15 protein-coding genes are annotated in these 14,528 nt (G+C 57.0%); 10 read left to right on the top strand and 5 right to left on the bottom strand.

Features of this window, described 5'->3' with window-relative positions; genetic code table 11:
• Nucleotides 1-82: 82 nt before the first annotated feature.
• The 3 genes from ACQY4Z_RS24140 to ACQY4Z_RS24130 all read right to left on the bottom strand — a co-directional run bounded on the left by ACQY4Z_RS24140 (nucleotide 83) and on the right by ACQY4Z_RS24130 (nucleotide 3,429).
• Entirely contained in the window at nucleotides 83-952 is an 870-nt protein-coding gene (locus tag ACQY4Z_RS24140; RefSeq protein WP_428525507.1) for an alpha/beta fold hydrolase, read from the bottom strand.
• 1 nt (nucleotide 953) lies between these two features.
• Nucleotides 954-2,123 carry an MFS transporter gene (locus tag ACQY4Z_RS24135; RefSeq protein WP_428525505.1) on the bottom strand — a complete coding sequence of 390 codons (1,170 nt, stop codon included), beginning with the start codon at nucleotides 2,121-2,123 and terminating at the stop codon, nucleotides 954-956.
• Nucleotides 2,124-2,235: 112 nt separating this feature from the next.
• Nucleotides 2,236-3,429, bottom strand: a complete 1,194-nt coding sequence (locus tag ACQY4Z_RS24130) for an acetyl-CoA C-acyltransferase (protein WP_428525503.1) — start codon at nucleotides 3,427-3,429, stop codon at nucleotides 2,236-2,238.
• A gap of 105 nt (nucleotides 3,430-3,534) precedes the next feature.
• Between ACQY4Z_RS24130 and ACQY4Z_RS24125 the strand changes: the two genes are divergently transcribed.
• Nucleotides 3,535-4,095, top strand: coding sequence for a TetR/AcrR family transcriptional regulator (locus ACQY4Z_RS24125; protein WP_428525502.1), 561 nt, complete (start codon nucleotides 3,535-3,537; stop codon nucleotides 4,093-4,095).
• A gap of 10 nt (nucleotides 4,096-4,105) precedes the next feature.
• On the opposite strand, the gene arfB is transcribed toward ACQY4Z_RS24125, so the two are convergent.
• Nucleotides 4,106-4,567 carry an alternative ribosome rescue aminoacyl-tRNA hydrolase ArfB gene (gene arfB, locus ACQY4Z_RS24120; RefSeq protein ID WP_428525500.1) on the bottom strand — a complete coding sequence of 154 codons (462 nt, stop codon included), beginning with the start codon at nucleotides 4,565-4,567 and terminating at the stop codon, nucleotides 4,106-4,108.
• Entirely contained in the window at nucleotides 4,564-5,244 is a 681-nt protein-coding gene (locus ACQY4Z_RS24115) for a TetR family transcriptional regulator C-terminal domain-containing protein (RefSeq protein WP_428525498.1), read from the bottom strand. The genes arfB and ACQY4Z_RS24115 overlap by 4 nt, the downstream gene beginning before the upstream one ends.
• A 493-nt stretch (nucleotides 5,245-5,737) precedes the next feature.
• Here ACQY4Z_RS24115 and ACQY4Z_RS24110 point away from each other — a divergent pair, with 493 nt between their 5' ends.
• From ACQY4Z_RS24110 to ACQY4Z_RS24070, 9 genes are all read left to right on the top strand, one after another.
• The gene (locus ACQY4Z_RS24110) at nucleotides 5,738-7,081 is read left to right on the top strand and encodes an aspartate aminotransferase family protein (protein ID WP_428525496.1); all 1,344 of its coding nucleotides are present in this window, start codon (nucleotides 5,738-5,740) and stop codon (nucleotides 7,079-7,081) included.
• A 13-nt stretch (nucleotides 7,082-7,094) separates the two neighbouring features.
• Nucleotides 7,095-7,382, top strand: coding sequence for a cupin domain-containing protein (locus ACQY4Z_RS24105; RefSeq protein ID WP_409687624.1), 288 nt, complete (start codon nucleotides 7,095-7,097; stop codon nucleotides 7,380-7,382).
• A 13-nt stretch (nucleotides 7,383-7,395) separates the two neighbouring features.
• The gene (locus tag ACQY4Z_RS24100) at nucleotides 7,396-8,652 is read left to right on the top strand and encodes a Zn-dependent hydrolase (protein ID WP_428525494.1); all 1,257 of its coding nucleotides are present in this window, start codon (nucleotides 7,396-7,398) and stop codon (nucleotides 8,650-8,652) included.
• A complete protein-coding gene (locus tag ACQY4Z_RS24095) occupies nucleotides 8,649-8,990 on the top strand; it encodes a hypothetical protein (protein ID WP_428525492.1) in 342 nt (113 codons plus the stop codon). Before ACQY4Z_RS24100 ends, ACQY4Z_RS24095 begins: the two co-directional genes overlap by 4 nt.
• A gap of 151 nt (nucleotides 8,991-9,141) precedes the next feature.
• Entirely contained in the window at nucleotides 9,142-9,975 is an 834-nt protein-coding gene (locus ACQY4Z_RS24090; RefSeq protein ID WP_428525490.1) for an endo alpha-1,4 polygalactosaminidase, read from the top strand.
• Between the two features lie 66 nt (nucleotides 9,976-10,041).
• Nucleotides 10,042-11,499 carry a dihydropyrimidinase gene (gene hydA, locus ACQY4Z_RS24085; protein ID WP_428525488.1) on the top strand — a complete coding sequence of 486 codons (1,458 nt, stop codon included), beginning with the start codon at nucleotides 10,042-10,044 and terminating at the stop codon, nucleotides 11,497-11,499.
• 135 nt (nucleotides 11,500-11,634) lie between these two features.
• A complete protein-coding gene (locus tag ACQY4Z_RS24080) occupies nucleotides 11,635-12,426 on the top strand; it encodes an ABC transporter ATP-binding protein (RefSeq protein ID WP_428529668.1) in 792 nt (263 codons plus the stop codon).
• A gap of 11 nt (nucleotides 12,427-12,437) precedes the next feature.
• On the top strand, nucleotides 12,438-13,361 hold the full coding sequence (locus ACQY4Z_RS24075; RefSeq protein ID WP_428525486.1) for an ABC transporter permease: 924 nt from the start codon (nucleotides 12,438-12,440) through the stop codon (nucleotides 13,359-13,361).
• Nucleotides 13,358-14,503: an ABC transporter permease gene (locus ACQY4Z_RS24070; protein ID WP_428525484.1), complete on the top strand. Its 1,146-nt coding sequence runs from the start codon at nucleotides 13,358-13,360 to the stop codon at nucleotides 14,501-14,503. Before ACQY4Z_RS24075 ends, ACQY4Z_RS24070 begins: the two co-directional genes overlap by 4 nt.
• The last annotated feature ends 25 nt before the right edge of the window (nucleotides 14,504-14,528 follow it).

Genomic DNA, 14,528 nt, shown 5'->3' with positions numbered 1-14,528 from the left:
ATCACCGCTTGGATCAGGATAAAAGCGTGGCGCACCATGTCAACAAACACGCTCGGCTAAGATCACCATAACGCTCGCTCTTCTAGATCGTTTCGCCAATCCAGCTCTTGAAGGCCGCGGTCAACCGGTCTGGGGCATCATGTTGAACGAAATGGCCGACACCGGACCAGGCTCGAATGATCAAACTGCCCTCCACGTACTCCCACAAACTGTTATGGCCCGCGGTCAGGACATAAGGATCTTCTGTCCCGTGGACGACGAGAACCGGCATTTTGATTGGTGGCGGCGTATCGGTGCGTGCGGTGTAAGGCTCGGCGGGAAAACACACCCGGTAATAGTTGAGCATGCCTGTGCGATTAGACTTCTCCATCGCTTCCATATGGCGGATACGGAACGCCGGATCATGGATCCAAGTGGAGAGCCGGTCAAAATCCAGTTTGGATTCAGAGCCCGGCTGCTGGAACACCCGCGCATATCCGCTTGCTTTTTGTTGATCCGGATTGTTGGCAAGTTCGCGTGCAATGGCCCAGGGATGCGGCAGGTTAACGATCCCGAGGCGCTGCACCCAGTCTGGAAACAGCATCGCCGTTTGCCAGGCGACAAAACCGCCCCAGTCATGACCGATGACGACAGCATCACTCTCACCGCAGGCGTCTATGACCGCGCAGACATCTGCAGCCAAGGTCTCTGGTGTGTAGGCAGATGGATCTTCCGGTTGATCGGAAAGATTGAAACCCCGAAGGTCCATTGCAACGGTGCGGTGGGTCTTTGACAAAGCATCCATCTGTTGCCACCAGGTGAGCCAGTGATCCGGAAACCCATGGATAAATACGACCAAGGGCCCCTCGCCTGCGCTGGCAAAATGGATTTTGGTGCCGTTATTGTCGGCAAAATGATGCCTGACCCGAGCCTCAAAGGCGGCCAACCTGGCTTCGTTGTTAACTGGAGACATTTTATCCTCTTGCTGTTTGAAAATTGTTTTTGATGAAGTGTCCGAGCCATACGGCGAACAGGCAGCCGGTCAACGCAATCGCGGTTCCTATAGCCGGAGCGGATGCTATTCCTGAGAGATCCAGTGCGACAGCGCCGAGCGCAATTCCAAGGCCCTGACCGAAGTAAACCATGGATGCATTCAACGCGAAAACAAAGGTCGCCGACGACCCGGCCAAGGCGGCAAGCCGGGCTTGAACAGTCGCCCCAATGGCAAATTGGGCTACAGGCCCAAGAACCACGCTCAAGAGAATAGTGCCCATCCCGATACTGCCGGCCTGTTCAAGTCCAAGCGATGGGACGACAACGGCCAGTGAAACAGCCAAGACCAAGAACAGGACTGCGAGCAACGATCGGTTTTGCCCCATCGCGTATTTCGCCCCGAGCCTGATCCCAGCAAGACTGCTCAGCCCGGCCATGACTTGAAGGACCGCAATCCCAGGTCCGGAAAACCCGGCCAGCGCGCGGATAATCGGTCCCAGCAGCCCCACCAGTGTGAACAAGGCCGTTGAGGCAATCAGCATGATCCCGAGGTGAGCCACGATGGCCGTCCCTACAGGCTCACGAGGCCCGGCGGTATTCTGCTCCATCGAAATTTTTGAGGGCACACTCATCAAAACCAGCGCGAAGGCGATGGCTGAGACAATACCCGTTGCAGCGAAACAGGCCTGCCATCCGATGGTATTCCCGAGGACGGACCCAAAAGGAATGCCGATAATCATGGCAAGCGGTATTCCGGCATAGACCTTGGCAACAGCCGCCGGTCTGCCGCTGTCGGTAGCGCCAGCTGAAGCAATCGCGGTTGCAAGCGGAAAGGCCAACGCGCCGACACCGCCAACCAAAACCCTTAAGAGCATCAGCGCGCCGTAGCCTGGGACCACAGCCGAAAGAAAATTGAAAGCCGTCATCAGCATCAAGACCGTCAGCAGGAGGGGCTTGCGGGGAAGAGATGATGTGAGTTTGGCAAGCACCGGACCGCAAATCGCGCAGGCGATTGCGAAACCGGACTGCAGCGCTGCAGCTTCGCCGACAGAGACACCTAGACTTGCAGCCATTGGCACCAAGGCGCCGGAGAACGCAAATGCACCCATGGTGAACGCAAAGGGGCACAACAAGAGAGCAAGGCTCATCATAAGAACTTATTCCTATTTTCTTCCCAAAGCTCGCCATGCTACCCGGCCGCAACAGACGGGGGTTTCTTCCGGCAAGTTTTGGAATAGGGATTTGAAAATTGAAGCGCTGCGATTACGGCAGTTGAATTGCAATCGCGGTTGCTTCACCGCCCCCAATACACAGGGACGCGATGCCTTTTTTGAGCCCGCGCGCCTTCAGGGCATGCAGCAGTGTGACCACGATACGGGCTCCGGTCGCTCCAATTGGGTGCCCGAGCGCACAAGCACCGCCGTTCACATTGAGTTTGCCGCGCGGGATCCCCAGTTCCTTGGCGGCTGCCATCGCGACGACGGCGAAGGCTTCATTGATTTCAAACAGATCCACGTCTTCAACCTTCCAGTCGATCTGTCTGATCAGTTTCTGAATTGCAGGAATTGGCGCTGTCGTGAACCATTCCGGTGCTTGGGCATGAGTCGCATGACCGACAACGTGGGCCAGAACCGGTAGTCCGCGCTCATGTGCAGTTTCGCTGCTGGAGAGCACCAATGCGGCCGCGCCATCTGCATTGGCGGACGAACTCGCTGCCGTGATAGTTCCGTTCTCCCCAAAGGCTGCCCGCAATTCCGGGATTTTGGCGGAGTTGATTTGCGGGGGACGCTCATCCTTTTCAACAAGGATGGTTCCCTTTCGCGTTTGGACCAGGACAGGCGTGATTTCCGATGCAAGGGTTCCATTGGCGACGGCAAATTGCGCCCGTTCCAACGTCTCCATGGCATAGCCATCCTGGTCAGACCGGCTGAACTGGAACTTTTCCGCGGTTGCCTCGCCAAAGGCTCCCATCGGCCTGCCGGTCTCATAGGCATCTTCAAGACCGTCCCGCATCATGTGATCAATGACTTCTGCCGACCCGGCCTTTCGCCCACCGCGCATCTCAGGAAGTAGAAACGGGGCCCGCGACATTGATTCCATGCCGCCGGCGACGACGACATCCGCTGATCCGGCCTTGAGAAGATCATGGCCAAGCATGACCGACTTCATGCCGGAACCGCAGACCTTGTTGATGATTGTGGCGCTGCAAGAATCAGGCAGACCGGCAGCACGCGCCGCCTGACGCGCGGGTGCTTGCCCGAGACCTGCGGGCAAGACGCATCCCATAAGCGCCTCGTCGACCAGATCACCTGAAACTCCCGCATCCTTAAGAACTGCTGATATCGCGGTTGCCCCAAGTTGCGGGGACGGCACAGACGCCAATGCCCCCATGAAGCCCCCCAACGGTGTTCTCCGTGCTGCGCTGATGACGATTGGGCTGTCTTGAGTAAGCGGCATGATCTGAACCTCTATCTGAATTTCGCGCATAGATTATGATCGTATTCTTTATTGTCAACAAAAAGATTATGACTATAATCAAAGTCAGTTGACGGAGATTTTCTGATGAGAGTGAGCCGCGAAGATGCGCGCGAAAACAGGGCACGGGTTGTCGAGACAGCCAGCCAATTGTTCCGCCAACACGGGTTCGATGGTATTGGCATTGCCGGCTTGATGAAGGCAGCAGGCCTCACAAATGGCGCGTTTTACAAACAATTCGCCAGCAAGGACGCCTTGATGGCCGAAGCCACCGCGCACGCCCTGACTGAAAACCTGGACCACTGGCGCCGAAGCATTGCCGAGGATACGTCAGGCTCTTCGAAAGATGCTGTTACGCGCTGGTATCTGTCCGAACCCCATGAAAACGCTCGCGGGACCGGTTGCGCCTATGCAGCTCTTGCCGGAGATGCGCCGAGGCAGACCAAGGAAGTCCGGGAAGCTTTTGACGCAGCCTTACGCGAAACGGCCGCCCTCGTTTCGGGGAAAGATGAAACCACACCCCTTTCCGATCAAGAAGATGCCTTGAGGTTCATCTCCCAAATAGTTGGCGCCCTCGTATTGGCACGGGCAACCGAAGATCCGGATCTCAAGGCAGCTCTGCTGAAGGCTGCCGGAAAAACAGAATAGTTACTAAAGTTTAGTCCTCGAAACCGGAAGATCGGCCCCGCAGTTTTTTGACCTGACCGCGCTGTTTCTTGGCATCGAGCCGTCTGCGCTTGGACCCAAGTGTTGGTTTGGTCGCTTTGCGGGGTTTGGGTTTTTCGGTTGCCCGTTTCAACAGATCAATCAACCGGGCCAGCGCATCTTCGCGGTTGCGCTCCCGGGTCCGGTGCCGGTCCGCCTGGAGAATGATTTCGCCATATTGCGTCAACCGGCTTCCGGCAATTTTCGCGGCTCGGGTTTTGACGTCATGCGGCAGCGTCTGGTTGGCCCACAGATTGAACCGCAACTGGACGGCCGTCGACACCTTGTTGACATTCTGACCGCCCGGACCCGAAGCTCGAATGAAATCCTCACTCAAATCATCCCGTGTGATGTAGAGACTTCCGGTGACCGGAATTCGGGACGACGGCGCCGGCTGGTCTTCATCCCCGCTCATGCGGTCTCGGGAGTTTCTTCAGGCAAACGCAGACCGATGCTTGCCAGGATCTGTTGTGTCACGGCCCGCTCGGTTTCCAGCTTGAAATCCTCATCGCTCAAATCGTGACCGGTCAGAGCCCGGATCTGCACGGCAAAATCCGCGTAATGCTGCGTGGTCGCCCAGATGGAAAAGATCAGATGCAACGGCTCGGTCTTGCTGATCTTGCCGTCCGCAATCCAGCTTTCGATCACCGCCACCTTTTCGGCAACCAGACGCCGGAGATCTGTTTCCAGGATCGGCAGGATTTGCGGCGCCCCTTGCATCACCTCATTGGCAAACAGACGTGAGGCTTCAGGGAAGTTGGCGGATATCTCAATCTTCTGGCGAATGTAGGCAGCGAGTTCCGTAGCAGGGTCGCCATCCCGATCAAGGGTTTTCAAAGGCGCCAGCCAGACATCAAGAATATGCGCAAGAGCAGCCGTGTAGATTGCTTCTTTCGACGAGAAATAATACAGGAGATTGGATTTCGACATTCCAGCTTCCGCTGCGATCCGCTCCACCGTTGCACCGGAAAACCCGTACCGGGAAAATTCCTTCAAGGCGGCGTCCAGAATCAGTGTCCTGTTTTTCTCCTGGATCCGGCTCATTCCACCGACCCTTGAACTCGCAGGCACTTGCCCACCGACATCAGCCATTTAGCTACCCCGCACTTGCCCCTTAGAGCGTATTCCCCACAGACAACCGATTTCCTTCAGAAACCAACATCCGCGCCGTCCCTGGCCATGAAAATGCACCAAAGACGGACATGATCACAAATTAGTCACACCGGCTGATTTTGCATCTTGACCATTTGGTCAAAAGCGCCATAGGCTAAATTGACCAGATGGTCAGAAGGCTAGACGATCCGGATCGGCGCCGCAATGGGGCAGACGGAACCGGGCGAGCCTCAAACATCAGGCAAGAACGGCCGGAATACGGCCTGGCCCAAATGGCCGACAGAGGATTTCGCACCAGGCAAAAGAGGCCAAAGCCCGTGCCAGGTGCACAAGGAACAGCCAGGGGGAGAGGACCCGGCATGTCAGTGAAATTCCTGCTTTGCGCGGGCAGCTGACCTATGTCTTACTCTCCTCCATAGAAAACAACCAACAGGCGGTTCGCGATACGCGTTAAGGACCGCAAGGAGGACGCATGTCGTCATCGGCATCAGCAGCATCGAGCCAGGCTGCAACCAACAATCTTGAAGCGTTCTGGATGCCCTACACGGCGAACCGCCAGTTCAAGCAGAACCCGCGGATGTTCGTCGGCGCGAAGGACATGCACTACACCACCTCCGATGGCCGGCAGGTTTTGGATGGGACAGCAGGTCTATGGTGCTGCAACGCGGGTCACGGCCGCCCGAAGATCGTGGAAGCGGTCCAGAATCAAGTCGCCGAGATGGACTACGCCCCGGCGTTCCAGATGGGCCATCCGAAGGCATTTGAGCTGGCGGCACGCCTCACCGCCATGATGCCCTCCCCGCTGGACCATGTGTTTTTCACGAACTCCGGGTCTGAGAGCGTCGACACGGCCCTGAAAATCGCACTTGGGTACCAGCGCTCCATCGGTCAGGGCACACGAACCCGGTTTATCGGCCGTGAACGCGGTTATCACGGCACCGGTTTCGGTGGGATTTCCGTTGGCGGCATCGTCGCGAACCGCAAGCAGTTCGGCAATATGCTGAACGGTGTCGACCATCTACCGCACACTCACGACCTCAGCCGGAATGCATTCTCCCGCGGGGAGCCGAAAAACGGTGCAGAATATGCCGAAGAGCTGATCCGTCTGGTCCAGTTGCATGATGCCTCCACAATCGCTGCCGTGATCGTGGAGCCCGTTGCCGGATCGACAGGCGTTCTGATCCCGCCGGTTGGATATCTGAAACGTCTGCGTGAAATTTGCGACCAGAACGGCATCCTCCTGATCTTTGACGAAGTGATCACCGGTTTCGGCCGCCTCGGAACGCCGTTTGCCGTCGACTACTTCGACGTCATTCCGGACATGGTGACCACCGCCAAGGGCATTACCAGCGGCGTGATCCCGATGGGTGCAGTGTTCTGCGCCAAGAAGATCTATGACGCGTTCATGGACGGACCCGACCATTTGATCGAACTCTTCCACGGTTATACCTATTCTGGTCATCCGATTGCCTGTGCCGCAGCTTTGGCGACCTTGGACACCTATGAAGAAGAAGGTCTTCTGACCCGGGCGGCGAGCCTGGCCCAATACTGGGAAGACGGATTGCACTCCCTCAAGGATTGTCCGCACGTCATCGACATCCGCAATCTTGGCCTGATCGGGGCGATTGAGCTGACACCGATCGACGGTGCGCCGACGAAACGGGCATTCTCCGCGTTCCTGAAAGCCTATGACGACGGCATTTTGATCCGCACCACCGGTGACATCATCGCGTTGTCGCCGCCGCTGATCATTTCCGAAGCTCAAATCGACGAGTTGTTCGGCAAATTGCGGACGGTTTTGAACGCGATCGACTAACGGAAAGCCAGTCATGACGAGACCAGCCGCCACCAGCGAAACCCTGATCGATGATGACCGTGTCCGCGTGACCCGGTTTGACTTCGAACCTGGCGCGGAGACCGGCTGGCATCGTCATGGCTTCGACTACGTCATTACGGCAGTCACTGACTGCCAGATGTTGCTGGAGGAGCCGGGTGGCACGAGCAGAACCGTAACGGTTGCAGCTGGCACGGCTTACCGGCGCTCTGAAGGCGTGGAACACAATGTAATCAACGGCGGAGACAATCCGATGTCCTTCGTCGAAGTGGAATTGAAATAGGAGACAGGGCACCATGGCAGCTCCGGGCGAAAACCTCAGGATCAACGCAGACCGGCTGTGGGACAGCCTGATGGAAATGGCCAAGATCGGTCCGGGCGTTGCTGGTGGCAACAACCGTCAAACCCTGACGGATGCGGACGCGGAAGGCCGGAAACTGTTCCAGAAATGGTGCGAAGACGCCGGTATGACCATGGGTGTCGACACCATGGGCAACATGTTCATGACCCGGCCGGGCACAGACCCGGACGCCCTGCCCGTCTATGTCGGGTCTCACCTCGACACCCAGCCGACCGGCGGCAAATACGACGGCGTTCTGGGTGTGCTTGGCGGCTTGGAAGTCGTGCGCACGATGAACGGTCTCGGCATCAAAACCAAACATCCGATCGTTGTGACCAACTGGACCAACGAGGAAGGCACGCGCTTTGCCCCGGCCATGCTGGCATCCGGCGTGTTTGCCGGGATCCACACCCTTGATGAAGCCTATGCCAAGGAAGATCATGAGGGTCTGAAGTTTGGCGATGAGCTGAAACGCATCGGCTGGGTGGGCGATGAAGAAGTTGGCGCCCGCAAAGACAAGATGCACGCCATGTTCGAGCTGCACATCGAACAAGGCCCGATCCTGGAAGCGGAAGGCAAGGACATCGGTGTTGTCACACACGGCCAGGGCCTCTCCTGGACACAGGTGACCATCACCGGCAAGGACAGCCATACCGGATCCACGCCTATGCCGATGCGCAAGAACGCCGGACTTGGTATGGCCCGGATCCTGGATCTGGTCGACGAGATTGCCTGGTCCCACAAGCCGCACGCCGTCGGCGCCGCCGGTCATATCGACGTTTATCCAAATTCCCGCAACGTGATCCCCGGCAAGGTGGTTTTCACCATCGACTTCCGTTCTCCGGATATCAACGTCATTGCGGCGATGGAAGAGGATATGAAGAAAGGCGCAAAGAAGATTTGCGACATGATGGGCCTTGACGTCGAGTTTGAAAAAGTCGGCGGCTTTGATCCGGTGACGTTTGACGAAAACTGCGTCACCGCCGTCCGCAATGCGGCTGAACGCCTCGGCTACACCCATCAAAACATCATCTCCGGCGCGGGTCACGATGCTTGCTGGATCAACAAGGTCGCGCCGACAGCGATGATCATGTGTCCCTGTGTCGACGGATTGTCCCATAACGAAGCCGAAGAGATCTCCAAGGATTGGGCGAAAGCCGGCACGGATGTTCTCTTCCATGCGGTCGTCGAAACAGCGGAGATCGTGGAGTGAAAAAAGGCCGCCTTATCATTCGGCTTGGAGTTGTTCTCATGCCGGTGATGTGGGTGTTAGCCTTATCATCGTTCCTCAATCTTCAAACTCTGTATCAAAACTATTCGAACTTAAGCAGGCAACATCAGGAGCTCCAAACCGCTCACTATCAAGCTAGAGGAAGTGTTCTAAAAAACTCAGATGAAACGCTTGCTGAATTGTTTGAATACAAATGCAGTGCGATCGAGGACATTGTGTTGGCAACAGAAACGCTAGTGTGGCTCGGAATCCTGCCGTTGTTTGTTGTCTGGTCTATCATTGCAATCAGATGGTCTCTTTATAGTCCAATGCAATCATAGACTTATGCCCGAAAAGACAAGTGGAAACACTGGTGTCAGAGAAGGAATAATTGGTCCCGGATCAAGCCCGGGACAGCACTGAGAATAAGTAACATGCCGTCCCGGCCTTGAGCCGGGACCTAAACCTTGAAACAAATTGCCAAGGAAACCAATGAAACACGCGGCCCCAAAAATCATGCAGATCGGAAAGGCGCTGAGAGCAGCGGCTATCACGATGGTGTGTGGATTTGGGATCTGCGCGAGTTACACGGGATCGGCATTCGCGACGGCGAAGTTCCATGTCGGGGATCGGTGGGATTGGCAGCTCAAAGGACCTGCCGATCTCGATCGGGATGTCGAAATGCTGACGCTTGATCCGCGGCTTGTCACCGCGGACCAACTGCAAGCGCTCCGCGCACAAGGGGTCGATACGGTCTGCCATGTCAACGCCGGAACAATTGCAGAGACAGACCCTGGGTTTTCTGACCTTCCACCCGCTGTCATTGGCAGCGCGCACAAGACCAAGCCGAACGAAAGTTATCTGGATGTACGCCGCCTTCAAATGGTTGTGCCGGTGATCACACAGCAGATCGTTGCCTGCAAAAACCAGGGGTTCACCGCCATAGAGCCGGATGGTCTCGACGCTTACGCACAAGACAGTGGCTTTCCGATAACCGCGACGGATACGGTGCGCTATGCCACGACACTGGCCCATGTGTCCCATGGTTTGGGGCTCAGGATTGCCCAAAAGAATATCCCGGAGCTCACGGAAGTCTTGCTGCCGCATTTCGATTTCGCCATCACGGAAAGCTGTTTTGAAACTGGCACATGCGAGCAGATCGCAGCTTATCCAAAGGCAAACAAACCGGCCTTCAATGCCGAATACACCGATGTCGACATTGATTTTGCCAAAGCTTGCGCAGAAGGCGCGCGGCTGAACATCAACATGATCCGCAAGGACCGGCCGGTGACCGCACCGGTGACCTTCTGCCAGGCAGAGTTTTGATCAAACAGACGAGACAGGCGGTCGGAACGTAAACTCGAGACAGCCGAGCTAAAAAGGGGAACGACAATGGCAAGCAAAGTGATCAAGGGCGGCACCGTCGTCACTGCGGACCTTTCCTATGAAGCGGACGTGAAAATCGAAGGCGGAAAAGTCGTCGAAATCGGTCCGAATCTGTCCGGCGATGAAACGCTGGATGCGACCGGCTGTTATGTGATGCCGGGCGGGATCGATCCGCACACGCACCTCGAAATGCCTTTCATGGGCACGTTCTCCTCCGACAACTTTGATTCCGGTACCCGTGCGGCGCTTTCAGGCGGCACAACAATGGTGGTGGACTTTGCCCTTCCCTCGCCCGGTCAAGGTCTCCTGGAAGCCATCCAGATGTGGGACAACAAGTCGACGATGGCCCACTGCGACTACTCCTTCCACATGGCCATCACCTGGTGGGGCGAGCAGGTCTTCAACGAGATGGAGACTGTTGTCCGCGAGAAAGGCATCAACACTTTCAAGCACTTCATGGCCTACAAAGGCGCCTTGATGGTGAACGATGACGAGATGTTCGCCTCCTTCCAGCGCTGTGCAGAACTTGGCGCCCTACCGCTGGTCCATGCGGAAAACGGCGACGTTGTCGCAACGCTGCAGCAAAAACTTCTGTCAGAAGGCAACAACGGTCCGGAAGCGCACGCCTATTCCCGCCCGCCGGAAGTCGAGGGCGAGGCAACAAACCGTGCCATCATGATCGCTGATATGGCCGGTGTCCCGGTCTACATCGTGCACACATCCTCGGAGCAGGCCCATGAAGCCATCCGCCGCGCCCGCCAAAACGGCATCAGGGCTTATGGCGAGCCGCTCATCCAGCACCTGACCCTTGATGACAGCGAATACAAGCATCCCGATTGGGACCATGCCGCCCGCCGGGTGATGTCGCCGCCGTTCCGCGACAAGAAACACCAGGACAGCTTGTGGGCGGGTCTGGCCTCAGGATCTCTCCAAGTTGTGGCAACCGACCACTGCGCCTTTACGACCGATCAGAAGCGCACCGGTATCGGCGATTTCACCCAGATCCCGAACGGCACCGGCGGCCTCGAAGACCGCATGCCGATGCTTTGGACCTACGGTGTCGGCACGGGCCGTTTGACACCGAACGAGTTCGTTGCTGTGACTTCAACCAATATTGCAAAGATCCTGAATATCTATCCGAAAAAAGGAGCAATTTTGGTTGGCGCGGACGCAGATATTGTTGTCTGGGATCCGGAAAAAGAGAAAACAATTTCCGCCTCCAGCCAACAGTCTGCCATCGATTACAACGTCTTTGAAGGCAAGCATGTCAAAGGCCTGCCGCGCTACACGTTGACCCGCGGACGCGTTGCGGTCGAAGACGGGACGGTCAACCCGCAGCAGGGCCATGGTGAATTCGTCAAACGCGAACCATTCCAGGCGGTCAACAAGGCGCTGTCCACCTGGAAGGAACTGACCGCACCACGCAAGGTCGAACGCACCGGCATACCGGCCAGCGGCGTCTGATTTGAAACAAGCTCAGACCGCGATCCATATATCGCGGCCTGAGCTCTTGCCGGGCATTGCCCCGCGACCGTCGCCTGTAGGAAAAAGAAGAAAATGCTGACTGCCGCTGAAATTGAAGATGGACTGGAAGACGCCATGAGCTCACAGGCGAACCGGGTGATCGATATCGACAATTTGTCGCTCACCTTTGAAACCAACGATGGCCCGGTCCATGCGCTGTCCGATATTGACCTGAAAATCGAGGAGGGTGACTTCGTCTCCTTCATCGGTCCATCCGGCTGCGGCAAGACCACCCTGCTGCGCGTGATTGCCGATCTTGAGCGGCCAACAGCTGGATCAATCACCGTGAACGGCGTCTCGCCGGAAGAGGCACGGCTCAATCGCGCCTATGGATATGTCTTTCAGGCGGCAGCCCTTTACCCCTGGCGGACGATTGCAAAAAACGTTGCCCTGCCCCTGGAGATCATGGGCCTTTCCCGCGAAGAACAGCAGAAGCGCATCCAAAAAAACATGGAGCTGGTGAACCTCGCCGGATTTGAAAAGAAATATCCATGGCAGCTCTCCGGCGGAATGCAGCAACGGGCATCCATTGCCCGTGCCTTGGCGGTGGAACCAGATCTCCTGCTGATGGACGAGCCGTTCGGTGCGCTCGATGAAATTGTGCGCGATCACCTCAACGAGCAGCTGCTGCAACTTTGGGCGAAAACCAACAAGACCGTCGTTTTTGTCACCCACTCCATTCCGGAAGCTGTGTTCCTGTCGACAAAGATTGTCGTCCTCTGTCCGCGGCCCGGCCGGATCTATGACGTCATCGAAAGCGACTTGCCGCGCGACCGTAATCTCGACATTCGCGAGACGCCTGAGTTTTTGAAGATCGCCCACCGTGTTCGCGAAGGCCTGAAGGCCGGTCACTCCTATGAAGACTGAGGGAGCAGCTAATGTCTGACACAGCCCTCACCGCGCCGCCCAACACAAACCCATTTGCCGGTCTCATGTCCGGCACGCTCGGACCGGTCCTGGTGGTCGTGCTCGCGATCTTTGCAATCTGGTACATCGCAGCTGTTGCCTTGAACACACCGTTCCAGCAGGACATGTATAAGCGGGCCAATCAGACCGATGTGCCAATGAGCCAGATGGTAAGAGATACGTTGGCCCAGGAGCGCCCCGTTCTGCCGGCACCGCATCAGGTTATCGCAGAAATCTGGAACACAACGGTCGAAAAGAAGATCACGTCCAAGCGGTCTCTCATCTACCATTCCGGCATTACGTTGTCGTCGACCCTTCTCGGGTTTCTGATCGGGACATTGCTCGGCATCCTCCTCGCAGTCGGGATCGTGCACAGCCGCGTTCTCGACAAGTCTCTGATGCCCTGGGTGATTTCCTCGCAAACCATTCCGATCCTCGCGATCGCGCCAATGATCATCGTGGTTTTGAATGCGGTCGGCATCTCCGGATTGCTGCCGAAGGCGATGATTTCGACCTACCTGTCCTTCTTTCCGGTGACCGTCGGCATGGTGAAAGGCCTGCGTTCTCCGGAAGTCATTCATATGGATCTGATGCACACCTATTCCGCAACGCGCCTTCAAGCGTTTTGGAAACTGCGCTTGCCTTACGCGGTTCCCTACCTCTTCACATCCATGAAGATCGGCATGGCAGCCTCGCTGGTGGGCGCGATCGTTGGGGAGTTGCCAACCGGAGCCGTTGCCGGACTTGGCGCACGCCTTCTCGCGGGCTCGTACTATGGGCAAACCATTCAGATCTGGTCCGCACTTTTGATGGCCGCTTTCCTGGCCGGAAGCTTGGTAGCCCTGATTGGCGTCCTTGAAAAACTCACTTTGAAGCGCATGGGGATGGCGAGATGAGTGCACAAACTGTCTCAAGACGCCGGATCGACATGCCGGCCCTGCTCGCCTGGTTTGTCGTTGCCATGGTTCTTGTCGGGCTGTTCAGCACCGCCTTCAAACCGGATATCGGCATTCTGGAAGCACCGCAGCTTGCCTTGTGCCTCGTGCTTCTGGCGATCCTTGGCGTTCGGTATGAGCTTGCCTTCATGCGCAACTGGATTGGCGACTTGGCCCTCGGCATTGTCGCGGCCCTTGCTGCTTCGCTTTTAATCAGCGCGGCGGGCCGCCACGAAGGGGACGCCGCACTCGGGTTCTGGGCGCTGACAGCAGCGACCTGGGCAGCCTTCTGGTTGTTCGTGGAACGATTGGCGACCTGGAAGAGCCGGTCGCTGCTCACCACCCGGATTGTGAACCTCGCCATTCCGGCCATTTTCGGCATCACGCTGTTGGTCTTGTGGGAACTGATCGTCACCGGCGCTGGTGTTCCCAAGGTCTTGCTGCCAGCGCCGTCCGAGATCTGGCTGCGGATGACGACGTCTGTCCCCACACTTTGGGCCGATTTTCAGCAAACCTTCTTGAAGGCGGTTCTTGTCGGCTACGCGCTTGGATGCGGTGCCGGTTTCCTGATCGCGATCCTGGTCGACCGGGTTCCATTCCTGCGTCGCGGTCTTTTGCCAATCGGCAATCTGGTTTCCGCGCTGCCGATCATCGGTGTCGCGCCGATCATGGTGATGTGGTTCGGCTTCGACTGGCCGTCCAAGGCGGCCGTCGTGATCATCATGACCTTCTTCCCGATGCTGGTGAATACGGTCTCTGGTCTCGCCGCATCTGATTCCATGCAACGGGATCTGATGCGGACCTACGCCTCCAACTACTGGCAGACCTTGTTCAAGCTGCGTTTGCCCATGGCCATGCCGTTCATTTTCAACGCGCTCAAGATCAACTCCACGCTCGCCCTGATCGGCGCCATCGTGGCGGAGTTCTTCGGCACCCCGATTGTTGGCATGGGCTTCCGGATTTCCACGGAAGTCGGGCGTATGAATGTTGATATGGTCTGGGCAGAGATTGCTGTCGCAGCGTTGGCCGGCTCTTTGTTTTATGGCCTGGTTGCGCTTCTGGAGCGCGCGGTAACCTTCTGGCATCCGTCAATCCGCGGGTAACGCGTCTTGAAGGTGACCTTAGGAC

Source organism: Roseibium sp. (assembly GCF_965276855.1).
In the GTDB taxonomy this organism is placed as follows: domain Bacteria; phylum Pseudomonadota; class Alphaproteobacteria; order Rhizobiales; family Stappiaceae; genus Roseibium.
This window is presented reverse-complemented; position numbering and strand designations above follow the sequence as displayed.